This window comes from Prevotella melaninogenica, assembly GCF_013267595.1.
Lineage (GTDB): Bacteria > Bacteroidota > Bacteroidia > Bacteroidales > Bacteroidaceae > Prevotella > Prevotella melaninogenica_D.
In genome coordinates this window covers 1,137,614-1,162,455 of sequence record NZ_CP054010.1, presented here as the reverse complement: position 1 = coordinate 1,162,455, position 24,842 = coordinate 1,137,614, and the positions used below count along the sequence as shown (strand labels likewise).

Annotated in this window: 17 protein-coding genes; 14 read left to right on the top strand and 3 right to left on the bottom strand. The window is 38.4% G+C overall.

Features of this window, described 5'->3' with window-relative positions:
• Positions 1-7 precede the first annotated feature (7 nt).
• From FIU21_RS04235 to FIU21_RS04205, 7 genes are all read left to right on the top strand, one after another.
• Positions 8-2,641 (top strand): SLBB domain-containing protein, encoded by a 2,634-nt coding sequence (locus tag FIU21_RS04235; RefSeq protein WP_004360636.1) that lies wholly within the window; start codon positions 8-10, stop codon positions 2,639-2,641.
• 69 nt (positions 2,642-2,710) lie between these two features.
• Positions 2,711-3,754, top strand: a complete 1,044-nt coding sequence (locus FIU21_RS04230; protein WP_004360635.1) for a GumC domain-containing protein — start codon at positions 2,711-2,713, stop codon at positions 3,752-3,754.
• Positions 3,755-3,855: 101 nt separating this feature from the next.
• On the top strand, positions 3,856-5,307 hold the full coding sequence (locus FIU21_RS04225) for an MATE family efflux transporter (RefSeq protein ID WP_231291353.1): 1,452 nt from the start codon (positions 3,856-3,858) through the stop codon (positions 5,305-5,307).
• Positions 5,308-5,369: 62 nt separating this feature from the next.
• Positions 5,370-6,362, top strand: coding sequence for an EpsG family protein (locus tag FIU21_RS04220; RefSeq protein WP_254361426.1), 993 nt, complete (start codon positions 5,370-5,372; stop codon positions 6,360-6,362).
• A gap of 5 nt (positions 6,363-6,367) precedes the next feature.
• Positions 6,368-7,513: a glycosyltransferase WbsX family protein gene (locus FIU21_RS04215; RefSeq protein ID WP_004360632.1), complete on the top strand. Its 1,146-nt coding sequence runs from the start codon at positions 6,368-6,370 to the stop codon at positions 7,511-7,513.
• Positions 7,510-8,667 carry a non-hydrolyzing UDP-N-acetylglucosamine 2-epimerase gene (gene wecB, locus FIU21_RS04210; RefSeq protein WP_004360631.1) on the top strand — a complete coding sequence of 386 codons (1,158 nt, stop codon included), beginning with the start codon at positions 7,510-7,512 and terminating at the stop codon, positions 8,665-8,667. The genes FIU21_RS04215 and wecB overlap by 4 nt, the downstream gene beginning before the upstream one ends.
• Before the next feature lie 12 nt (positions 8,668-8,679).
• The gene (locus FIU21_RS04205; RefSeq protein ID WP_004360630.1) at positions 8,680-9,741 is read left to right on the top strand and encodes a glycosyltransferase family protein; all 1,062 of its coding nucleotides are present in this window, start codon (positions 8,680-8,682) and stop codon (positions 9,739-9,741) included.
• Between the two features lie 206 nt (positions 9,742-9,947).
• On the opposite strand, the gene FIU21_RS04200 is transcribed toward FIU21_RS04205, so the two are convergent.
• A complete protein-coding gene (locus FIU21_RS04200; RefSeq protein ID WP_004360629.1) occupies positions 9,948-10,706 on the bottom strand; it encodes a glycosyltransferase family 2 protein in 759 nt (252 codons plus the stop codon).
• Between the two features lie 309 nt (positions 10,707-11,015).
• Here FIU21_RS04200 and FIU21_RS04195 point away from each other — a divergent pair, with 309 nt between their 5' ends.
• Positions 11,016-12,122 carry an MraY family glycosyltransferase gene (locus FIU21_RS04195; RefSeq protein ID WP_004360628.1) on the top strand — a complete coding sequence of 369 codons (1,107 nt, stop codon included), beginning with the start codon at positions 11,016-11,018 and terminating at the stop codon, positions 12,120-12,122.
• A gap of 333 nt (positions 12,123-12,455) precedes the next feature.
• Here the strand turns inward: FIU21_RS04195 and FIU21_RS04190 are convergent, their stop codons facing one another.
• Positions 12,456-12,905 carry a lipocalin-like domain-containing protein gene (locus FIU21_RS04190; RefSeq protein ID WP_004360627.1) on the bottom strand — a complete coding sequence of 150 codons (450 nt, stop codon included), beginning with the start codon at positions 12,903-12,905 and terminating at the stop codon, positions 12,456-12,458.
• A gap of 33 nt (positions 12,906-12,938) precedes the next feature.
• A complete protein-coding gene (locus FIU21_RS04185) occupies positions 12,939-14,534 on the bottom strand; it encodes a capsule assembly Wzi family protein (protein WP_036886532.1) in 1,596 nt (531 codons plus the stop codon).
• A gap of 1,093 nt (positions 14,535-15,627) precedes the next feature.
• On the opposite strand from FIU21_RS04185, the gene tssD reads away from it, so the two are divergent.
• From tssD to FIU21_RS04155, 6 genes are all read left to right on the top strand, one after another.
• Positions 15,628-16,026 (top strand): type VI secretion system tube protein TssD, encoded by a 399-nt coding sequence (tssD, locus tag FIU21_RS04180; protein WP_004383461.1) that lies wholly within the window; start codon positions 15,628-15,630, stop codon positions 16,024-16,026.
• Positions 16,027-16,205: 179 nt separating this feature from the next.
• Positions 16,206-18,056 carry a type VI secretion system Vgr family protein gene (locus tag FIU21_RS04175; RefSeq protein WP_172891303.1) on the top strand — a complete coding sequence of 617 codons (1,851 nt, stop codon included), beginning with the start codon at positions 16,206-16,208 and terminating at the stop codon, positions 18,054-18,056.
• A gap of 3 nt (positions 18,057-18,059) precedes the next feature.
• On the top strand, positions 18,060-18,851 hold the full coding sequence (locus FIU21_RS04170; RefSeq protein ID WP_004360624.1) for a hypothetical protein: 792 nt from the start codon (positions 18,060-18,062) through the stop codon (positions 18,849-18,851).
• A gap of 6 nt (positions 18,852-18,857) precedes the next feature.
• Positions 18,858-21,995 carry a PAAR-like protein gene (locus FIU21_RS04165; RefSeq protein WP_050759760.1) on the top strand — a complete coding sequence of 1,046 codons (3,138 nt, stop codon included), beginning with the start codon at positions 18,858-18,860 and terminating at the stop codon, positions 21,993-21,995.
• A 4-nt stretch (positions 21,996-21,999) separates the two neighbouring features.
• Positions 22,000-23,202 (top strand): hypothetical protein, encoded by a 1,203-nt coding sequence (locus FIU21_RS04160; RefSeq protein ID WP_004360622.1) that lies wholly within the window; start codon positions 22,000-22,002, stop codon positions 23,200-23,202.
• A gap of 157 nt (positions 23,203-23,359) precedes the next feature.
• On the top strand, positions 23,360-24,733 hold the full coding sequence (locus FIU21_RS04155; protein WP_231291352.1) for a hypothetical protein: 1,374 nt from the start codon (positions 23,360-23,362) through the stop codon (positions 24,731-24,733).
• The last annotated feature ends 109 nt before the right edge of the window (positions 24,734-24,842 follow it).

Genomic DNA, 24,842 nt, shown 5'->3' with positions numbered 1-24,842 from the left:
CAGAAAGATGAAGAAATATATTCTATTTGTATTACTCGCATTATGTTCTTTGAACGGTTTTGCACAGTCGTCTATGACGGATACGCAGGTAATGGACTTCGTGCAGAAGGAGCACAAGAAAGGTACTCCACAAGCGCAGATTGTCACCAAGCTCATGCAGAGTGGTGTAGACATCTCGCAGATACGCCGTGTGAGAAACATATACGAGAAGATGCAGAAGGGAAATGCTGCTTTCGGAGCCGCAAAAGAGGGTACAACAACGGATCGTAGTCGTACAAATAACGGACAGACAAGTCCTACTGCTGCCCCAGGAAAGAGTAAACAACAAATCGCTGATGCGACACTCGATGATTACAACAATAACGAGCAGGAGATAAACAGATACTCAGAGGGACGTATCTCAGCTAATCGTTCGTGGACAAACACCTACGATGAGAACGATGGTGAGTACCTGAAGATGCAGGCTGAGATGAATGATTGGATGCCACAGGACACTGCTGCAATGTATGAAAACCTACTGAAGCAGCTGAGTCGTAACCGAAAGAAGGTTTGGGGACGTGACATCTTTAATAATAAGAGTCTTTCTTTTGAACCAAACATGAACATGGCGCTGCCTCGCAACTACCGTATTGGTCCCGGTGATGCTGTGTTTATCGATGTATATGGTGCTTCACAAAAGTCTTACCAGACAACGGTTGCCCCTGATGGTTACGTCACCTTGGAGGGTTTCGGTCCTGTTCAGGTGAGTGGATTGACTGTAGATCAGGCGAACAACCGTATCCGTGAGAAGATTGGTAAGCGTTTTAGTAGTTCGAACATACGCCTCTCTGTTGGTCAGACCCATACCATCATGGTGAATGTTGTGGGTGAAGTGAAGACCCCAGGTACCTATACACTGTCAGCTTTTGCCACTGTTTTCAACGCACTTTACATGGCTGGCGGTATTGGTGACTTAGGAACACTGCGCAACATCAAGGTTTATAGAGGAGGAACACTCATCACTACGGTTGACGTATACGACTTCCTTCGTCGCGGTCATCTGAGTGGTAACGTACGATTAGCTGATAACGACGTCATCGTTGTTGGTCCTTACGAGATGCTTGCACAGATTAGCGGTAAGGTGAAACGCCCAATGTTCTATGAGATGAAACGCGGCGAAAGCCTTGGAACACTTATCGGTTACGCGGGAGGATTTGCTGGTGATGCCTATACACGTTCGGTACGTGTACGCAGAAAGACGGGTCGCCAGTATTCTATCTTCAATGTTAATGAGTTTGACATGCGCAACTTCCGTGTTGCTGACGAAGACTCTATCAGTGTAGACTCGGTTATTCCAAGATACGAAAACATGGTTGAAATCAAGGGAGCCGTGTTCCGTCCGGGTATGTATGAGGTTGGTGGACGCATCAATAGCGTACGCGGTTTGATTGAAGCTGCAGACGGATTGACAGAGGTGGCATTTGCTCCACACGCCGTTTTACACCGCAAGAAGGCTGACCGCACATTAGAGGTTATCTCGGTAGATGTGGACGGAATCCTTACGGGTCGTGTGGCTGACATCCCTATACAAAATGAAGATGTACTCTTCATCCCTACACGTACGGATGCACAGGAGCAACGAACCATAACCATTCATGGTGAAGTTCTCTATCCAGGTATCTATCAATACGCTGATAATGAGTCGTTAGAAGACTTCATCCTGCAAGCTGGAGGTCTGAAACAGAGTGCCTCTACGGTGAGAGTAGATGTGTCACGTCGTATCACAAACCCACAAGCACTGACGCCAGACTCTATCATCGCTCGCACCTACTCCTTCTCTCTACGTGACGGCTTTGTCATCGATGGTGCGCCAGGTTTCGTTCTTGAACCTTACGATGAGGTGTATGTACGTAAGAGTCCGGGTACAACCAATCAGCAGAATGTTAGTATTGAAGGTGAGGTTGTGTTTGCTGGAAACTACACACTGACCTCAAGAAAGATGCGCCTAAGCGACATTTATAAGGCTGCAGGTGGTGCAACAGAATTAGGATATATCAAAGGTGCGCGCTTAGAGCGTCGCCCTACTCCATCCGAACGCATACGAATGGAGAATATCTATAAGGTGCAGTTGGAACAGCAACATAAGAACATGGTAAACTTAGCTGTGAAAACTAAGGATGCAGGTGTTCTTCAAGCAATACAAGAAAATAACAAGAAGTTAGAGGAGAAGTTCAAAGTTCCTGATGTATACCCAGTTGGTATCGAGTTAGATAAGGCGATAGCTAATCCAGGAAGTGATGCCGACATCGTCCTTCGTGAGGGCGATCACATCGTCATTCCACAATACAATGGAACCGTTAAGATTAACGGTGCGGTTATGTTCCCTAACTCTGTCGGTTATGTTGAGGGCAAGAGCGTTGCTTACTATATCGATCAGGCTGGTGGTTTCGCCAGTGATGCGAAAAAAAGCAACACCTATATCCTCTACATGAACGGTATGTTAGCGAAGGTAGGGCACAATGCTAAGGTGCGCCCAGGCTGCGAAATTATCGTTCCTACAAAGATACAAAGTAAGATGAGCCTTGCCGAAACCCTCAGCGTCGGTTCAAGTGCTGCCAGCATCGCAGCCGTCATTGCAACGATTGCGAACTTGCTGAAGTAGGAAAATAATTATTAGGTTTAAATAGACAAACCCATCACACAAAGCAAAAAAGTATAGCATAACGAGGGTATGGAAAAAGAAGGAACTATAAAGCAAATCGATTTACGATTAGTATTGAAGAGGATAGGAGAGCATAAAAAGCTATACTATATAATATTACCAATCGTAATTATACTGTCATCATACATTATTTTATGTGTACCAAGAACTTACACAAGTGAAACAGCTATGGCACCTGAAGTAACTTCTGGTATGGACGCTGATGCCCTTGGAGATATTGCATCATCTTTTGGATTTGATTTACCGACAGGGAAAAATACAGATGCTATCTCCCCTTTACTCTATCCAGACCTCATGAAAGATAATGGCTTTGCTACAACACTTTTCAAAGTGAACGTAGAGACCATTGATAAGAAAATTCATACTGACTATTATAATTATCTTAAATATCACACGAAAACAACTTGGTGGGAGAAATGTCAAGTATGGTTAACTAAGCAATTAGCACATAAGGACACTGTTAATTCTGTTCCAGAGAGATTTGATCCTTATCAGCTATCTAAAACTGATGAAGCTCTTGTCGAGGGAATGAGAAACAATATTAAAATCAACACTGACAAAAAAACTGGTATTATAACTATTGCTACTATAGACCAAGATCCAATGGTAGCTAAGATACTTGCTGATGCTACAAGGAAGCAACTGCAAGAATATATTATTGAATACAGAACAAAGAAATTAAGAAACGATGTCGAACATTATCAAAGCCTTGTAAACCAAGCAAAAAAAGACTACGAAAAGGTTCGTAAAGAATATGGAAAGATTAGTGATGCAGATATGGATGTTGTATTAGAAAGCGTAAGACTAAAACAAAATGATTTAGAGAACGACATGCAACTGAAATATAACACCTATACTACCCTCGTAGCACAACTAAAAGCTGCTGACGCAAAACTACAAGAGCATACCCCAGTATTCACAACTATCCAGGGTGCAGAGGTGCCAGTTAAACCATCAGGGCCTAAGAGAGTACTGTTTGTATTAGGGTCATTTTTCGTTGCGTTCCTTGTTGTTACAATTTACGCAATACGTGATTTAATGTTTGCCGAATAATGTTTTCTTTTTTTAGTAACAAAAATACAGTTAAGGAGGAAAAGAATGGAGTAACGACCATAACTTCTAACACATTCGTATTATTTCTACGAATGCTGTTTATGACAGTGGTAAGTCTCTATACGGTACGCTGCGTGTTAAATGGATTAGGCGTTGTTGACTATGGTGTCTTAAACGCTGTCGCAGGTATTGTAACAGCAAGCACATGTGTTAGTAGTGTATTAGCACTTTCAACCCAACGATTTTATTCATTCGCAATGGGTAAAGGACAGCACGAAAGATTAAGAGAGATTTTCTCGGTAAGTCTCAACTTGGTTGTTATTTTATCAATTATCCTTCTCATTATATTTATCACTTTAGGTTCATGGTTTGTCAACACACAATTAAACATTCCTCCTAGTAGACAATCTGCTGCACAATGGTTACTAATATTATCTCTTATATCATTTATCTTTAGCATCCTACAGATTCCTTACATGGGAGCAGTATTTGCGCATGAGGATATGGAGATTTATGCTTTGATTTCGATTCTGGACTGCATATGCAAACTTATAGTCGCTGTTAATATAAAGAACACACCTATTAACAGTCTTATATTTTATGGAATAGGTTTCGCTGTTATAGCTTTGTTTGATTTAATTGCTTATATTATCATTGCTAAACATAAGTATAAAGAATGTAACTATATAAAAGTTACATCAAAAGAGACATTGAAGGAATTAATTTCTTTCTCTGGCTGGACATTTTATGGATCTGTTGCAGGAGTTTCTATGACACAAGGAAGTACTATCTTACTAAATATATTCTTCGGTCCTATCATTAATGCAGCCTTTAACATTGGAAACCAAGTGTTCAATGCGCTAAGTACACTCAGTAATAGTATTATTTTTGCTTTTCGTCCTGCAATGATAAAAGCTTACTCAGGAGACAATCACAACTATTTAGAGAAGCTTTTTTCTATTAACAATAGAATCTTACTAAATTTACTTATTTGTATTACGGTTCCATTGTTATTAGAAACAAAGTCAATCTTAAGCTTATGGTTAGGTGATATAACAGAGGATATGGTAATATTCACACAACTATATATCATTTACGAAATCATTTTCACTATACATAATCCTATTACCATTATTATCCAAGCGACAGGAAAAGTAAGACTTTACTCTATAATTGTAGAGTCTTTGACTATATTATGCCTTCCTATCTCATGGGTATTATTTAAGATGGGATTTTCTGCTACATACTTATTTTACACAATGATTGGGATATGTTTTATAGCACATATTGCACGTTTAATAGTTTTAAAAAGTATCTATCAAGAATTCAATTTATCTAATTATGCCCTAAAGGATTTTCTTCCAGCTGTTTTAACTTTTTCTGTAACTTACGCTTGCATCTCAAGTTTTCATTTACATATACATAATGTAATATTAAGACTTCCTATTGTCTGCATCACATCAATAATGCTAACAATGCTATTAGCATATTTTATTAACTCTTCACACGAAGAACGACAGTTTATAAATAAATATATCATCAGGCAACAATAATGGGAGCTATACTCGCACTACTCTTTACATCTACTTTGTTTGCATGTTTTATAGAAAAATATATGAAGCGTGCACAACTCCCTATATTTATTTTTTTAGGAGTAATGTTGATTCTTATAGCTGCTTTTCGTGAGATTGGTATAGATCCAGACTCACTTAATTATGCAATGCTATATCAGAATCCGTCTAATTCCAATATTGCAGACCATATAGAATATTCATTTACTTTAATCGCAACATTATTAAATAATATAACAGATTCACCACACGCTATATTCTTAGTATATGCGATGATGGGAGTATCATTAAAGATGATTGCTTTTAAGAAATATTCCAATCATTATATACTAATGTTTGCTATTTACATGTGTTATTTCTATGAACTTCATGAACTTACACAAATTAGAGCTGGAGTAGCTTCCGGATTTTTTCTTATTTCAGTTTTATATACAGCAGAACGAAAAAAGAGAAAAGCCGCACTTTGCATTCTTTTAGGAGCTGTATTCCATATATCCGCCATAGCACTTCTCCCAACACTCCTCCTTGGTAATAAACCTCTAAACAAGAAAGTACAATTTATTTTATATATGTCTGTTCCTATAGGTTATCTCATCTATTTTACAGGCATGTCCGTTTTATTCAACCTTGACATACCACTTATTGGAGACAAACTATCTATATATCAAGAAGCGACAGAAAAAGGAATTGCTATTGTTGAAATGGAATTATTCAATCCCGTATATTTATTAAATGTCATCATATTTTATTTCTTACTCATATTTCACGAAACGATTACACAAAAAATCAAATATTCACCACTCCTACTAAAGGTTTATGCGACTGGATTAGTTATTTACCCAGCATTGGGATTTCTCCCTGTTTTATCACTACGCTTAAGCGAACTTTACTATATAGTAAACATATATATGATAGGTTCACTTTACTATACAATAAAGCCACGCTGGGCAGGACTAATTATTATCACAATAATTTGCATAAGTTTCTATGCATTTGGTCTACCTCACATAGGATTAAAAGATTTAGTAAAGATATAATTATAATGAAAGCAAGAGTCATAGCATATTATTTACCACAGTTTCACCCTATTCCTGAAAATGATGAGGCATGGGGAAAAGGATTTACGGAATGGACAAATGTCGCAAAGGCAAAGCCACAATTTAGAGGACATTATCAACCGCATATCCCAGCTGATCTTGGCTTCTATGATTTGCGTTTACCAGAAGTGAGAGAGCAGCAAGCTACGATGGCAAAAGAATGCGGCATCGAAGGATTTTGTTATTATCACTATTGGATGGGAAACAGTAAATTATTACTTCAGCGCCCATTTCAGGAGGTACTACAATCAGGTAAACCTGACTTTCCGTTCTGCCTTTGCTGGGCAAACCATGAATGGACAACGAAAACCTGGCAGAAGGATGGAAAGAATAAGATAATTGCTCCAATGGAATATGGTGGAGAACAAGATTACACTGAACATTTTAATTATGTACTTCCTGCTTTTAAAGACAATAGATATATTACAATAGATGGGAAACCCGTTTTTGTAATATATGATCCTTATCACTTTAAAGATGTAAGCATCTTTATGGAAATATGGAGAAAGTTGGCAAAAGAATGCGGATTACCTGGCATCTATTTTATTGCTCAAATAGCTAATACGTCAACGATTAAGCGCAATGCCGATGGGACTTTAGCTCGAGTCATTCCTAATTTAAAGAATAGCAAGGAGGTATATAACAATATCCTTTCTTTAGGATTTGATGGTATCAACTCTTATGGTAAATCAAGAGGGGAAATGTACTATCAAGGTAAAACTATGCGTATAGCTAAACAGATTTTACACAAAAAACTTTCATTCTTACCATCCCTCAAATTAGATTATTCAAAAGTTGTAAGCAACTTCTTTGCTCCTGAGGATAAATGGGATAATGTATATCCCATGATTATACCTGGTTGGGACAGAACCCCACGTGCAGGAAATAGCGAAGGTATATATATTAACTCGACACCAGAGAACTTCAAGAAACATATAAAACAAGCATTAAGCATTGTGGACTCCAAACCACAAGATCACAAAATCTTGTTTTTAAAATCGTGGAACGAATGGGGAGAAGGAAATTATGTTGAACCTAATCTGAAATTTGGACACGCTTATTTAGATGCTATAAAAGAGAACTTATTATGAAGAAAATACTTTTGACTTTTGGAACTCGCCCAGAAGCTATAAAAATGGCACCACTTATCCTTGAATTGAATAAACATCGAGATAAAGTTAAGACAATAGTTTGTGTTACTGGCCAACATCGTGAAATGCTTGATCAGGTTTTGTCTATCTTTAAAATAAAATCTGATTATGATTTAAATATCATGAAAAAAGGTCAAGACTTATATGATATTACAAGTAAAGTATTATTAGGGTTACGAGATATTTTGAATGAAACACAACCAGATATTGTGTTAGTTCATGGAGATACCACCACTTCTATGGCTGCAGCCTTAGCTGCATATTATCAACAAATACCAGTTGGACATATTGAAGCAGGATTGCGCACATATAATATATATAGTCCTTGGCCTGAAGAAATCAATCGTCAGTTAATAGGGAGAATTTCAAACTATAACTTCTCCCCTACTTCTACAAGTTCGGTTAATTTGATTAACGAAGGAGTTGATGAAAAGTCAATCCATATTACAGGAAATACTGTAATTGATAGTTTGTATTGGGTCGTTAATAAAATAAAGTCTGATAGGCAGTTAAATGTAAAACTGAAAGAAGAAATAAAAACATTTGGTTACAATATTGACAGACTACAAAGCAACAGACGTATGGTTCTAATAACCGGCCATAGACGCGAAAATCTTGGCAATGGATTTATACATATTGCACAAGCTATTCAAGAGCTTTCATCTCAATTCCCTAATGTAGATTTTGTATACCCAATGCACCTTAATCCTAATGTGCGCAAATCTATTTATGAAGTTTTGGGTAATGACTTGTCTCACTTCTCCAATATGTTCTTTATAGAACCATTAGAATATCTTAGCTTCATCTATGTGATGGAAAAAGCTGATATTGTTTTAACAGATAGTGGAGGAATACAAGAGGAGGCACCCAGCCTTAAAAAACCTGTCTTAGTAATGAGAGATACTACCGAACGCCCTGAAGCTGTTGAAGCAGGAACCGTTATTCTTGTTGGGACTGATAAAGAAAAAATTGTTAACAATGTTAGACAATTACTTACCGACAGCACTCATTACCAACAAATGGCAAAAGCCATTAATCCGTATGGAGATGGAAAAGCCTGTGAAAGAATTGTTGAAATCCTATTAAATATATAAAAAACTAACTTTATGAAACTCGGTTTACTCTTGCCAACTAACGTTTATTTCTGTCCTTATGTCAAGATATATACCGACATACTAGACAAGAATGACATTCAATACGACATTATATATGCTGATAAGCGAGACCTTAAGGAAAAAGCCACCTACAGATATACCCACAAGCTAGACGACAAAGCTAACAGGGTGGCAAAGCTATTATATTATTGGAACTATTCACGATTCCTAATCAAAACTATAAAAAAGGAGCAGTACGACAAACTTATTGTCTTCGGTCCACAGATTGGAATCTTCTTAAAACCATTTCTAAGAAAATATTACACTAATAGATTCATTCTAGATTATCGTGACTTATCTATTGAGCAGCAGTTTAAAGGCACTTATGCTAAACTTATGAGGTTATCAGCTCTACACGTAGTTTCGTCGCCAGGTTTCCTAAAATGTCTTCCTAATGTGTGCAGTTCCGTGTTAAGTCATAATTTTGATATAAACATTTTAGAGCAAGCCATCAAAGAAAACAACTTGTCCTACACCATCCACTGTGAGCACATTAATGTTCTAACAATAGGTGGTATTAGAGACTACGAGCAAAACGCTGCTATAATCTCTTCTTTAGGAAATGAAAAGGGTTTCTTGATCTCGTTTGTTGGCAGAGGTAATGATGCATCTAGATTAGAAGCATTTGCTATACAAGGAAACTATAACAATGTAACTTTCTCGGGCTATTACGCCAAAGAAGACGAGCCTTCGATCATACAGCAATGTACATTGATGAATATATTCTATCCACGTAAGTTGTCACACGACACAGCTCTTTCTAACCGCTTTTATAATTCTATCTTCTTCAGAAAGCCAATGATTACTACCGCCAACACTATTCAAGGAGAATACACTAAGAATTATAAACTAGGACTAGCAATAAATGACACAACAAATTTAGCGGAGAACATAAAGGAATATCTCAAAACTTTCGACAAAGAAGAATATGAGGAAAATAGAAGGAAACTATTAGAATCTTTCCTTTCCGACTATAAAATATTTGAGGAGAAAGTCCTTACCTTCTGCAAATAACTTTGTTCTTTATATTTCCTATTTTTAACGTCCGATAAAAGTTTAAGACAATTTGCTGTCACATCTTTCTATAGCTTTAATCTTCTCACTCTCAGTGTGTTACTGAAAGATTGTAAATGACAGAAATGACAGTAACTTTTAAACTCACATGTTATACGTAATGAACCATAATAAGTCATATAAAACATGATAGATAGTACTTTCAGCTATATCCTAAACTCAAAGAGTTTATAGAGGTATTTGAGCGCTATCAGGAATTGATTACTATATACTCCATTCTCCCGACAGGCACGAGTATCTTCCTGCAAAAGTAAGCGGTGGCTATGAAATCCATTCGTACTTGCACCGCCATTGCGCATTGTAACAAAATCAAGATTAAGATATTTCGACTTAATCTTATGAACACAAAACATGCGAACAACTATCTCGAAGTCGGCACCTATCTTATAATCAAGTTTGTAAGGACCTATCTTTTGATAGACCTCACGCCGTACATACAATGAGGGATGGGCTGGCATAAAACCAAAACGAACCCAGAAAGGGGAGAAAATTTTAGATGAGTAATAGCGCGTAACCTTATCAGGTTCACCGTCATGAATGAAATGTATGTCACCATACACAGCTTCTAAAGCCTCATCTTCGAATGGTCTTGCTAACTTAGAAACTATATCGTACGACGTAAAATAATCATCAGAATTAAGGATTCCAATAACCTCTCCCGTAGCCATTGCTATCCCTTTATTCATTGCATCATATATACCCCGATCTTTCTCAGATACCCATTTCACAGAATGAGAGGTCGTCTTTGAGGCGTATGCTCGTATAATATCTACCGTTGAGTCCGTCGAACCACCATCTATTATAATGTGTTCAATATTCCGATAATCCTGCTGCAAGACAGAATCTAAGGTGTCTTGCAGCGTTTTCTCACTATTAAAAGTTACTGTAATAATAGATATTTTCATTCTATCAAATATTAGATTTGTTTATATCTTTCCTCTGTAAAGACCTACTCAAAAATAAATGCTACTTCTGAATGAGCCTATTTTCATATTAGTTCTTTTGCTATAATGACATGATTATACAGATGATATTGTTATATGCACATATAAAAACACACTTGTCAACAAAAGTACAAAAAGAAAATGACATACAAGACTATTCCGAAGGATAAAAATTTCGACTCAAGGCAAAACAAAAATTAAAACATTCTAACACTATAATACAATATAATTACAAAAAAAGAGTTTATAGGAAAGGTAATACTTAACAAAATGTCGACATATACTTTAATCAGTCTTTTTGCATTTGCCATGAGTGCTGTTTGTGGATTCATTATGATTCCACAGATTCTTTCGTTTTGTAAAAAGAGAAAATTATATGACACACCAGATGCCAGAAAAATACACAAGAATGCTGTTCCTCGCTTAGGGGGTGTATCGTTTATGCCCAGTATGCTGATTGCTACGGTCGTAGCACTATTGGCGTGGATTTATACAAGCAAAGGCAATAAAATTGGGGTCAGCCCATGGAGTATCTTCTTTGGCGTGGGTATCACCGTTATCTATATCACAGGAGTTCTTGACGACATCTTCGGTGTGAGAGCAAGGGTAAAACTACTCATGCAGATTGTCGTTGCCAGTCTGCTCCCGATGTCCTATCTTTACATCAACAACCTCTATGGATTCTTAGGTATCTATGAGATTCCTGCTATTATAGGAATGGTATTAACCATTGGCGTACTGGTATTTATCATGAATTCCATCAACTTGATAGATGGTATTGACGGACTCTCTGCAAGCCTTACACTCATTGCGTTATGCGGTCTTTTCTATATCTTCCAACGTGAACAAATATGGGTCTACTGCATTCTTATTGCAGGCCTGATGGGTGTATTGATTCCTTTCCTTTACCATAACATCTGGGGAAAACAGGAAAAGAACCAAAAGATATTCATGGGCGACTCTGGTAGTCTGACACTTGGCTATATCCTTGGCGTACTACTGATTAAGTTCTGTATGTATAACCCACATGTCATGCCTTACCAAAAGGGTGCAACCCTTCTTTCCGTAACCTTACTCCTCGTACCGACCTTCGATGTATTCAGAGTTATCATCGTACGAATCCTACACCGCAAACCGCTTTTCAGAGCGGATAAAAACCATATCCACCATAAGCTGATGCGTGCAGGAATGACACAGCATCAGGCTTTGATAAGTATCATTGCACTGTCGCTTATCTTTATCATCATCAACCTTTCTCTCTTCAATCAACTTCTTGTGACATGGATTATTGCAATAGATATTATCATCTATACTACCTTCCACTATACACTCGACATCTTTATAAGAAGAAAGGGCGGACTTCCTTTCACAGAATAAAGAGGAAGTAAAAAGGAAAGAAACTAAAAGACAAAGCAGCGTTATTAATATATAGACAAAAGGCAGGATTACACCTGCCTTTTATTATTTTGTAGCCATAAAGTATAAAAGCATCATCTTAAACAACGACTACCCACCTGCTTATCTCTATCCGAGCATCACTTTATATTGAACTTACGGTCCGCACCAATAGTGCGAAGCCTCCGCACGTCATGTGTTAGGCGTCCGCACGTCTATTAAAGAGGGATAGAGCGTGTCAAGAAGAGAAATATAAAAATCCAAAGATACTAATAACTCACATGATATCAATAGGGTTCAACAGACTGTAACCGCTTAGAATTTATCAAAGTAGAGCCTTACTGCCTCATCATTCAATATCATCTTTCGTCTGTCTATCTTCTCAATTCGGAACACTGGGGTAAGATTTTTAATACCATATAAGCCTAATGTTGACTCATAAGCTGTTAGTGGTCGGTCACCATTCTCACGGTCAAACTGATAAGGAGAAGTCAACGTCAGTTGGTCATTATCAATTCGGAAACGATAGAGATAGCTATAATGCTGTCCTGTCTTATCCTCCATTTGTAAGAGTTTTGCTTGAAAAGACCAGAAGATTACCTGCTCACTCAAGTCTTCATTTGCAGCGGATGTCATTGATTCGATCTTCACAAGATGCCACATTCCCTCCATTCTGCCTGCATCATTGTCCGTTTCCAACGTACAAGAGGAGAAGAGGAGTGTCAGTAGGGGCAAGACAAAGGATAATATCTTTATTCTTTTCATATTCTGTTTTGTTCTTCTTTCACATTAAAAAGGCTATTTCTTTCCTAACAAACCACGCTTCGTAATGGTCAACTGCATACCATAGTTGTTGCCACCGAGTACTGAACCGAAGTCGGCTCCGATGCCCATTCGGACATCAACACCTCTCATCCACGTCGGAAGTTTCTGTCCTTGCAGTGTATAAGTTGCCTCTCCCATCAGACTCACGTTGTGTCGTTTCTTCATGTAAGGCTGTTCGTAGGTACCCAATCCCTCCTGCCATGTGCCGAGGAAGCGCCACTTGAAATACTCTGAAGGATGACCACCCAAACCTACATGGAGACCCACGAAACGGTTGTCCTTAAAGTAGATAGTCCCATCTTCATTGTAAATCGGTGAACGATAAAGCGGATTACCAATGCCTTGTCCCCAATGTTGGAAACCTGGAAGAATATAATGGTTATAGTAGTTGTCCTTTCCACCGATATGATCGGCTACCGTGATGGTGTGATCATGGTAAATCGGACCACTCTGATACTTTGAATAAAGGTATTCAACAACAAAAGTGTTCAACCAATTATCTGGTTTATAACGATATTCAAAACCTAAGAGCCAGTCCTTGAAGTCATAAATCAAGTAGTGACGTTGCTTCTTCTCTTGCCACTCGTTGCCCTCACCATAACCGTCATAGTCAAGCTGAAGCATGGCGGAATGGTCCTCAAAGAACTTATCGGCATAGAGTGAAAAACCACTCCAGTCGCCATCATAGTTGAAACGTATCACCCAACTGCCCAACTGGTCGCCCTGCACATTCTGATAAGTTGTCTCACCATTGTCGGCACCACCTGGGAGAAAGGCGTTCCAATAAGCGTGCAAGCCTTTGCCATTCTCTATGGTTCTCATTGCGCCATGCCCATCAGGGAGATAAGAGGTACCGCCAAAAATACTAACCATCTCTAATCCCATCTCCAACGACCACGGACAGAACACCTCGTCATTGCCCACCTTCAGATAGCCTGCCTTTGAGTGGTAGAGCGCGCGGTCGGTATATTTCGACTGCTTAGCGGTGAAATCATGTTGCCACTTTTGGTCGGTCATCATTCCGTAGGCGACGTGTCCTTTTAGGTGCAACCAGCCATTTGCAAAGGGTAGTGTCCAATAGTCTGGCAATGCCAAACGCACCTGCGGAATAGGACGAGCATTGATACCCAATGTCTGCGAACCCGAACTGAGCTCATTGTTCTTCAGTTCCATCGGCTGTTCCTTGGCTCCAATGGTCAGTGTTCCATGCCACCATCGCCCTTCCACGTATGCCTGCTGGATAACAGCCTTACCTGTATAATTGATAGGAACGACAACATCTAACCCATAGCCTAAGCCGAACTTCTGCCCTTCATCTGTCGCTATTGGACGTTCTATGCCCCCACGCAGATAGCCGTTCGCCGTCTCCAGCGAACTGAGTCCATACTTATTGGCATTGAGCCAGAGTGGAGTCTTGCCCTTTGATAGGCTCCCCTGCATCTCTACCTTATATTCTAAGCCTTTTAATGGCTGCAACTTTGACGTATCACGTCGTACCGGTTCTTGATATTGAGCCTGCATCGTTGATGTCATCAAAAGGACAACCAAGGTTGAAAATAACTTCTTCATCATTATAAAGTTAATACCAGCTACAAAGATAATAAAAAAAAGATGACCAACAAACTTAATCCCACCGCAAGTAAACACAACTTATTAGATTTCAAATAGAAAAGTGGATTAAACATTCCTCACCTCCTCTATTTTGCATTAATAGCGCACTGTGGCTACATATCTTTAAATAAACCCTCCCTTAACTCCGTGCCTCCGTGTGAGATTTAACTTCAAAAGACGAAGAAAGATATTGACAAAATATTAAAAGAAAAGATACGGAAATAACTTAAACGTGAGTTGTTTTATCACCTTTGTAAGTTATTTGTTACCAAGTAGTTGCAAAGAGAGGATTCAAAAGGTGCTTAGTAAGGTTTCAAAAGGGCGTTAATAAGACCTCAAAAGGGCACCTTTTGCAAGCCAAAAGGGCGTTATTAGCAAGCTGTTTGGTGGTCTTTATAAAATCAGTATGTGAAAAATTCGGACAAAAAAGGTTACATCCTCAAACATTACCAAGCAAGACGACACCATCCGTTATCCCCTCCTCATAGCCTGAATAGCTGTTTACTAAGCCTGTATCCCCTATGTTTTATACCCTATTTTATATTCGAACACATATAAAATCATTAATAAATCGTATTTTTATATTAGATATGACATAAATTTAAAAAAACTTGTAAGCTCACCTTCGAAGTAGTATAAGCCATACGGAAAGAACAAAAATATCAATGGTTGTAACCGATTGACTATTGGGGGAATTGTGTCTTTAAGCTACAGACAGAGGCTAATTTACCGCTACTCGAAAATGAAGACTTAACAATGTACCTTGCAGAAAATGCAAAGATAATAAGTAAGCATTTAGTTCTTAAATGTTAAACTTATGTTATTTTACATCTTTAATTTGCTTTTATAGAATTATATCTTTACTTTTGACACTGTAAAACAACAGATTGTGAATCTTCCTCTTCTTTCCAAGAGCAAGACTGTTTAACAGCCGTACAGAGGGGACTTCAAGAAGTTGTTGAGGTTTTCTCTTTTTTGTTTTCTGGTTAAGGAGATGATAAGGGTGCCTCGTTTATCATTTTTTTTCTAACAACTTAAAAAATTATCAATTATGAGTTCATTTAGAGCAACTTTGGAATTGGGTGGTAAGGAGTATGACGTACTCTATTCTAACTACGAGTTTAGCCGCACAACTGACAAGAAGGGTCAGCCTGCATCAAGCATCTCTGGCGGTCGAATCAGTGTAACCATCGAGTCTACTGATGACACTTCTACTATCGAGGCTATGCTTAACAGCCAGTTCAAGCCTGTTGAGGGTAAGATCGTTTACAAGAAGAGTGAAGAGGATGCTAAGATGAAGGAGATTTCTTTCAAGAATGCTTACATCGTTCACTACAAGGAGACACTCGACGTTAACAACGAGGCACCGATGACCATCGCTATGACTTTCTCTGCTGAGAATATCACCGTGGGCAATGCTGAGCTCGACAACCGTTGGCCTCGCACATAAGCTTAGGAAACTTAAAGGACTATGCAGAGCTTCCTTGCTCTGCATAGTCCTTTTCGCTTTCAATACTCAAAGGGGACTTAAATCAGTTTTATATTGCAATTATATTCCGTTTCCTAAGACTGGGAATATTATACCCCGACACGCCTATTAGCTTAATTTTATCTCAAAACAAACAACCCATGTCAATTCCTTTCAACCCCATTACTATCAGCGTAGGAAAGAAGTCTCTTTCTTCTTTTATTTCTCTACAAATCGAACAAAACATAGGTCAACACCACCAATTCCAAATGTCTGTTGAATTGGAAACGGGTAGTAATAGATATGTACATAATATCAATAGCAGCAAGGAATGGCTCGGTGAAAGCATCGTTGTGAAGGCTGCAAATACTCCTATCTTCGTTGGTGTGGTGACAAATGTACAATTACACAGAGAAGGAAGTGACTTTGGATGTATCATCGTTTCTGGCTACTCTGCTACTTACAGAATGGAAACGGCACACAGCTGCTTCTCATGGAATGATAGAACCATTGGGGATGTAGTGAAAAAGCTGTGTGAACAAGCTAAGGTGCAATTAGAGTTGAATCCTGCATTCAAGGAAACCAAAGACTTTATCTGCCAGTATGAAGAGTCGGATTTCGACTTTATCCGTCGTCTTGCTCATCAGTATCAAGAGTGGATGTATTTCGATGGAACTAAACTAATCTTTGGTAAACCAAGGAAATTGGCTGACCCTATAAGATTAGAATATGGAACAACACTGTCTTCACTTGACATTGGTTTGCAGACCCTCGCACGCTCTGAGCAGGTGTTCTCTTATCACTCTGGTGCTGACCGTGAGATGCAACGTATGACGCCAGACTTGGCATATGGTCATGACAAACTTGCAGGTGAGGCTTTCCGTGCATCATTAGGTATGTTCTCAAAACCTGCAAGACAGCATGCGCTGCCACGTATCAGCAATGAGACGGAACTCGTTAACTACATGGGGCGTAAGCAGGCGGCAGAAACGGCTGAGACACATTATATCACAGCTGAGAGTCAGGTGCCAACCCTGCGTGTAGGTTCCGTTATAAGTCTCTACAGTTCATTCTTGAAACGGGTAGGAGACCTATCAGAAGAGAGCTTGGGTAACTTTATCATTATCGAGATAACCCACGAGGTGAGCCAAGGCAGCTACTACAAAAACCGCTTTAAGGCTATCCCTGCTACAATAAAGGCACTGCCAAGTCCAAAGGTGCGTATGCCATTAGCTGAAACACAGATGGCAACCGTGCTTAGCAATGCCGACCCACAGGGTAAGGGCCGTGTGCGTGTACGTATGAACTGGCAGACAGATGGTATGCAGACAGGTTGGGTGCGTGTGATGACACCTGATGGTGGTAGCAGTAGTGACGTAAAGAGCAACCGCGGATTTGTATTTATCCCAGAGGTAGGCGACCAAGTCCTCCTCGGCTTCCGACATGGTGACCCTGCAAGACCATACGTTATGGGTAGCCTGTTTAACGGAACAACAGGTGGTGGCGGTCTCGAAGGAAATCACATGAAGAGTCTCACAACTCGTAGTGGGCATACTATAAAGTTGAACGATTCACTATCGTCACTTGGAATTACCATTAAAGACATAAAGGGCAATTCCATTCATATTGACTCTGTTGGAGATGACATCATCATCAATGCAAAGCGAAATATTACTATCAATGCAGGAGAGACTTTTACCGTGAACTGCAAGAATGCCAATATCCTTGCGGAGGAATCCATCAATATGAATGCGGAGCAGGATATTACCAGTGTCTCTGGAGAAAGTACGTCTATACAAGCAGGTGAATCCCTCACAGAGATAGCAGCAGACAGTTATGTCCTATCTGCTAATGATGCTAATGTACAGGTCACAGAAGAACATAATCTTCAGGCATCTACAATATCGGAGACAGCAGAGAAAATCAACATTGACAGTACGATGGAGGACCTCGACCTTTCTTCTCCAAAGAAAGTTAATATCCAGAGTTCTGAAAAAGTAAACTTGTTCTAAACGATGTATATTCCTTTTAAAGTACCGACAGGCTCATGCAAGGTTCATGGAGTTAGAACAGAAGTTATGCCAGACGGGGTAAGTGAAACAAAATGTGAGGCTTTTATAGAATTTGTTCCTCTTTCTAAAGACAGCAAAGTCAAAGCTGTAGTGTATCTACATGCCTTTGCAGATGAAGATGATGCCACGACAGCATTTGTGCATGATATAGAGTCTACTCTTAACCCGATATGTATGGAATTGGACAGCAGGGGGAGATGTATTGGGATTTCAGACCATGACGAACTCTGTAAACGATGGGATGATAGGCTTTTTCTTTTGCGTGCCAATTATAAAGGAGAATGGGTTGAAAAGGAATTACAATTGTTGACAGACAGGGTTCATGACAAGGGGCTTCTGCTTAATATGATGAAGAGATATTATGTATTTTCAGAGTGGATGGAAGCTGACTGGTCAGGCATAGAGTTCACAGAAGGGAAAGGACGCAGAGAGCACGAAGATATAGCCTTGGGAGTACCACTTCTCTTCTCACAAGATTGTTCCTTTGAGGACACAGAAGAAGGAATATCGCTACACATTGTTGGAAATGCTAACTTGAGAAAGAATGAAGTACAGCTTGAAAAGATTTCCCTCCTTGGTGAGGCTCAAATAGAAGATATAACATCTATAGAACAACATTGTATTGTGAAGACAACCAACCTTACAGAAGGTCCTCAAACTGTATATAGTCATTATACTGTCAAGGGGTGGGAGCAGATACTTAAGGATATTGAAATAAGTCTAACCTTTCAATAAAGAAGAATGGAAACAGGCAAAAATACTTCAGCAGATCGTAATCGTAAACAGACTGGGAACAGTGAGGAGATTGTTGCAGATAGTGCAATCTGTACATGTGACAAAGGTTCCAAACCAGGAACTTTCCGTGTTACCAGCCAGCAGAAGATTTACTGTAACGGTGCAAGAAAACTTGTTGCTACAGATCAAGACAAGGATATAAAGTCCTTAAATTTTGGAAGCTGTGCAGCAAAGAATAATGGTCCTTGTTCTCCGAATATCGTTTGGAGTAACACGTATAATAAGATTGCCATAAAGGGTAAGATGTATCCCCTAACGGTCAAGAGTTCTGGTACTTGTAAAGCTGGAGGTGGTAGAATTAATATCCAGACATCTGGCCAACAGGTTGTAGTAAAGCCTTCTTCTTCACCACGTAAGGCAAACAGTACGGCACATAAGAGCCCGATCTTTACAGAAGAAGATTGGAAGCATTTGCCGCAGGAGGACGAGAAGAGTCAGAACAAACGTGTTCCGGCAGCGGTACAGGTAAACAATGTTCTTGTAAATGGTAAGAGGGAGATAACCATAACCCCCTACGACCAAGAAGAACTCCTATTCACTACGTCACTTACGGCAGGAAGTATGCGGGGGACTGGTGTCAAGTGGGATGTCTGTCATGGCAATCGTGTGATTGCAAAAGGGTTGACAGAAGCTCCTGCACGTACCTATTTTACTAAAGAAGGTACGTACTCTGTATATGCTTATGTTCATAAACCAGGCTCACCCAAAGGCAAAGGTATGGTTAAGATAACCGTATCCTATCCCAAGTTCAAAAGTTTAGAATGGAAGGACGAGAATGGCAAACCTGTTACTTACATAGGGTTGCGTAATAAAGTGTTTGCACATGTATCTTTGCCGGGCTGTAAAGGTATATCTGTCAATTGCCGCTTTTATTATAATGGATATGAGGGAAAAACATATCTATCCGCCCTTACTCCAATACCCTTGTCTGCTGCAGGAAAAGTAAAGATAGCCCTTTCCCTTTCAAGCGACCAGTTAAAGAAAATAATAGAAGACCGTAAGCGTTTCAGCAATGGGCAGAAAATAAGGATATATCTGGAACTGAGTTCTCGACATTGGATAGAAAACCTGACAAAGACTTCACAGCACCCTATCCTATTCAATGACAAAATAGAGTTCCGCAGCCTGATCATTTATAAAGATTCTGACTGCAAAGAAAAACTGCAGGGTGGTATTGCTGACAGCGGGAGTATGGTATACGTGCGTGTTTCTACCGCCAATATGGAAACCGGAAAGATACGTCTGGATGTATATAAGCACGAAACAGGTAACCAAGAAGAGAAAAGTTCCAAACCATCACCTATATATAGTACCAATAGCCCTGTCAATAGTACGGGTGTCTATAAGTTCTCCTTAACGTTGGCAACGCCTCCGTACAAGGAAGGTACAGCCTACAAGGTTGTTGTCTCATGGCTTTTCAGTAGTAATCAATCCTCCAACGGAAATGTAAATAATAATACTGGCAGACAGACCTCAAAGGAAACCAAACAATACATACTTAAAGGGAAGGAAGTTCTTTTCTCTGTCAAGCGGCATATCCCCACGCCAAAGATAGAACCCAGCAAGGCGAATGTTAATCGTACAGAGCCTGAAAAGGATGGATGTCCACGCTGTAGTGCTCCAATTACAGCAGAGCAGCTTAAAGAGGTTTTCCCAAAAACTTCAGAAACAACACGTATGAAAATTGCTGAAGCTTATAATAAGCACATGAAGTATTTTAAGATGGACACCTGTTGGAATAAAGCACATTTCTTTGCACAGGCGAAGATAGAAGTGGGAGATTCTTTCAATATTAAGACCGAAAGTTTCAACTACTCCGCAAGACGTATGAAAGGGAGAGACAACGTTAATGGTAAACACTGGGTACAAGGTAATACTCAAACAAGGCAGGGTGGTTATTTTACAGATGGTGAATCAAAAAAATCACCATATTCTTATATGGTAAGTCATCCAGATTTAGCAGAAAAATATGGTCGTAAGGACTTGTATAGATATAATGACCAAGGTATTCAGGCTGCAAATGAAGAGATGATAGCCAATGTTGTATATGATGACAAAAATTGCTCACAGAAAAGAAAATTAGGTAATACTCAAGTTGGAGATGGCTGGCGCTTTAGAGGGAGAGGAATGATACAGATTACTGGTCGTGAAGCCTACACTCACGCAAATAAATATACAGAAGAACTTTTACATAAAAATATTATAAACTCAGACAATAATGCTAGTCTTGTAGGGAATGATATAGAAGTTGCAATGGTAACCTGCATGGCATTTTGGTCAAAGGAAAAAGGATTGTCTACAAGATCTAATGGACAAAAAGATGTGGATATTATTTCTAGGAGAATAGGAAATAAAGTTGGCTCAAAAAAAGAGACAAATTATGATTTAAAAAGGAATAGTTTCAACAACATTACATCTAAGTTGTTTAGAGTAAGTGATTGCATCATCAAATTGAAGAAAGATAATTCTTCATCTACTCAAGAAGATAAGGATCTAAAAATAGAACAAGGCATCAGATGGCTGGAAAGTATCTGTATACCTTTAGAACAGGTAGGTAAGATGAAGTATAAAGTCCCATATGTTCAAGATGATAATCGTATTCAGGAAAATGGTGCAAAAACAATGGACTGCTCAGAACTAGTAGGACGTTATGCTGCAAAAATAGAATGGTGTAAGAAACCTATGGGTTGGACAACATACAAAATGACTGAATATGCAGAGGAAAATCCTAAATGGCTTATAAAACATAATGACCCCAACTATATTCCTAAAAGAGGGGATATTTTCTTGTGGTATGGAAAGCGAGTAGATAAAAAAGGAGTATCGCACTATAGTGGACACACAGGAGTTGTGATAAATTATAATTCTGAAAGTGATATTGTTACAACAATAGAAGCTATCCAGTCATCTATTAAAAATGAGAAAGCTTTAAATGAAAGAGGAGAAAAATATAAAGAAAATGAGAATAAGAAATTAGCAGGAACCATTAAAATGCATTTCTTTAGAAAAGGATTCCATTTGATAGGGCATAATCCGGTTCGATGTTATTTTTATACTTTTGCAGTACATTATTCAAAGAAATAAAGATATGAAAAAAAAATTAGGCTTAGTTCCTTTATTTGCACTGACAATTATGTTTGTTCAGTGTACAGGAAATTCGAAACGTGCGAATACTGTTGCTATGGAATCGCATAAAACAACACATATTCACTATGATAGTATAATCAGTATGGAAAGATTAAAAGAAATAGGCATTGACAGAAATACCTTGCTAAAACATATAGAATTACAGGAGAATGCATGGAATGGAGGTGATTTCCGTGACGACCAATCTATACCGCAATATATGCCTACAGAGACAGACTTTCAGTTGACTATTCCTTTGGTAAAATACTATCTTGAAACCCATGGCTACAAGCGACCTTCTACTGAGTTATTTCAAGAAAGAATCAAGTATGTCTTTGGATATCAGTTGAAAATGGATAAGACAAAAGGCTATGAGGGAATTGGGGCTGATGGTGACTTCAACTTTACCTCGCCCTATTATGCGATATATAAGGATAGGTTCATAACTTACAACTGGTTACTTCGTGACCTATTATCCGTAGAGGGAGACAAGATAAAATTGAAATCACAGGTCTTTCAGCAAATTAAAGCGCTAAACAACTTTATCTTCTATAATGATGTAAATGCTTTTAAACTCTTGGAAAACTTACAATCCCAAGGAGATGATGATGGTCTTGGAACATTTTATAATGGAGAAAACATATTAGAAGATTTGTTTGCCTCTTATAATTATTATAAAAGTCCCATGCTAAATCAATGGTATTTTCTCAAGTATAAAGATGAACCTTATGATTTTGTAAACAGAATATTTGATAAAGCTCCCAATAATAATATAATTGTACATGCATTACTGATAGAGACAATAGAAAAAAACACTACGGGTACTAAGCATGACTATTATGATGACAACTTTGCCAATTACGTATATGACCTTATACGAGATGAAAATGGCATGAATAGTAAGCACTTTACTATTGAACAGAAAGCCAGAATTTTTTGTTATTTCGCAAACTCTGAATATAAGATGCGTGAGAAGTATCGACAGTATATCACGTCAAACGTATGGGACCCTATGCCTTGGACTTGCCTGATAATGCTTCGCTGTAAAGAGATTTATCAATATGCACGTACGCATAAATACTTTGGTATCAGTAGTCCTAAAATGATGGAAGAATTGGAACATGAAGGGATTTCAGACGAATCAGACGGACCTGACCCAGAGTAAATCGTGAGGGGTAGCTTAGAAGGTTTAAAGCCAAGGTTCAATTATCAAAAAGAAGGGGTCCTTAGGATTTTGGAGTGATAATGTTTAATGTCTGATTATCAATAACTTTTATATCCCCTTGGTTTACTGATATTAAAGAATACAAAGTACTAATTTAATGGTTACGAAAGTTGTTGTTGTACCACATGGGTTATACACACTACAAAACGCTTATAATGAACTATTACAAACTTTCTTTACTAACAAGTGGTATAAAGGACATCACAACATCACTCCAGATTCCGGAAGAGCCATTTTATACCTTTGCGGTTCACTATTCAAAACATCAAAAATAGATATGAAACGATTTTTATTTATAAGCTCTTTATTACTTGGGCTTCTCACTTTTACACAGTGTAAATCAAATTCTTCTAAGGATAATATCTTTACTGAGAAAGGGCTAATGAATAACGAAAATAAAAAAATGAATGTGATAGATTCCTTAAAATATTGGGGAGTTGATAAAGATAAGCTGTTGAAGCATTTAAAACTTCAAGAACTTGCGTGGTATGGTGGCGATTTTCGAGATGATCAATCAAAACCAAGATACATGCCAACACAGGAGGATTTTCTCTTGACAATTCCTTTGGTGGAGCATTATTTATATACTCATGGCTTTAAGAAGCCTTCAAAAGAACTATTTGAAAAAAGAATCAGACAAGTTTTTGGAAAAGACCTTGGAGCGAATACGAAGTCAACATTCATAAACCTTAGTAATGAAAAGAGCTTCGATTTTGCCTCTTCCTTCTTTGCCATCAAAGATAAAGGCTTCATAACCTATAATTGGCTTCTCAGAGATTTGATTTCTGTTAACGGGAATACGATTAAATTCAAGAGCACGACCTTGAAACAAATCTTATTATTAAACAAGTTCTTGATTTATAATGATACAGGTGCGTTGAAGCAATTAGAACTGTATCAAGGTGAGGGAGAAATTGATGACATTGGCGATTATTACGACAGTAACCGAATGTTAGGTGATTTATTAAAAGAATATTCTTATTTTGGAAGTCCTGAATTAAATCAATGGTTCTTTAATGCGGAAAGGGAAAATCCTTTTGCTTTCCTTTGTTATATATTTGATAAAGGAAAAGGGAATAACCTTATTGTGCATCCAGAACTGATAGAGACTATTGAAAAGAACACCACAGGCAAGAACAGTTCTTATTACAATGATAAGTTCTTAATATATGTGTATCAGGTGTTACAAGACGAAGATGGAATGAATGCTGCACATTTTAATCTGGAACAAAAAGCACGAATGTTTTGTTATCTTGCAAATTCTGAATATAAGATGCGCAACAAATATGCCGATTATATCCCATCAACCGATTGGGCTCAAACGTCTATGACGTATGTAATAATGACCAACTGCGAGAAAGTCTATCAGTATGCACGTGCACACAAGTTCTTTGGTATCAGTAGTCCTGAAATGATGGATAAAATAGAAAGGGAGGGATTAGACTTGAATCCCCCTACAGGTAGTGAATGATAGGGAATATTGTAACTACACGCAAGTTCAATATAGGACTTGCGTTACAACTCCCCTAAAGAAAGTACCAAAGAGTTCTAAGAACTTCAAGTGTTTTTTATATCTTTGC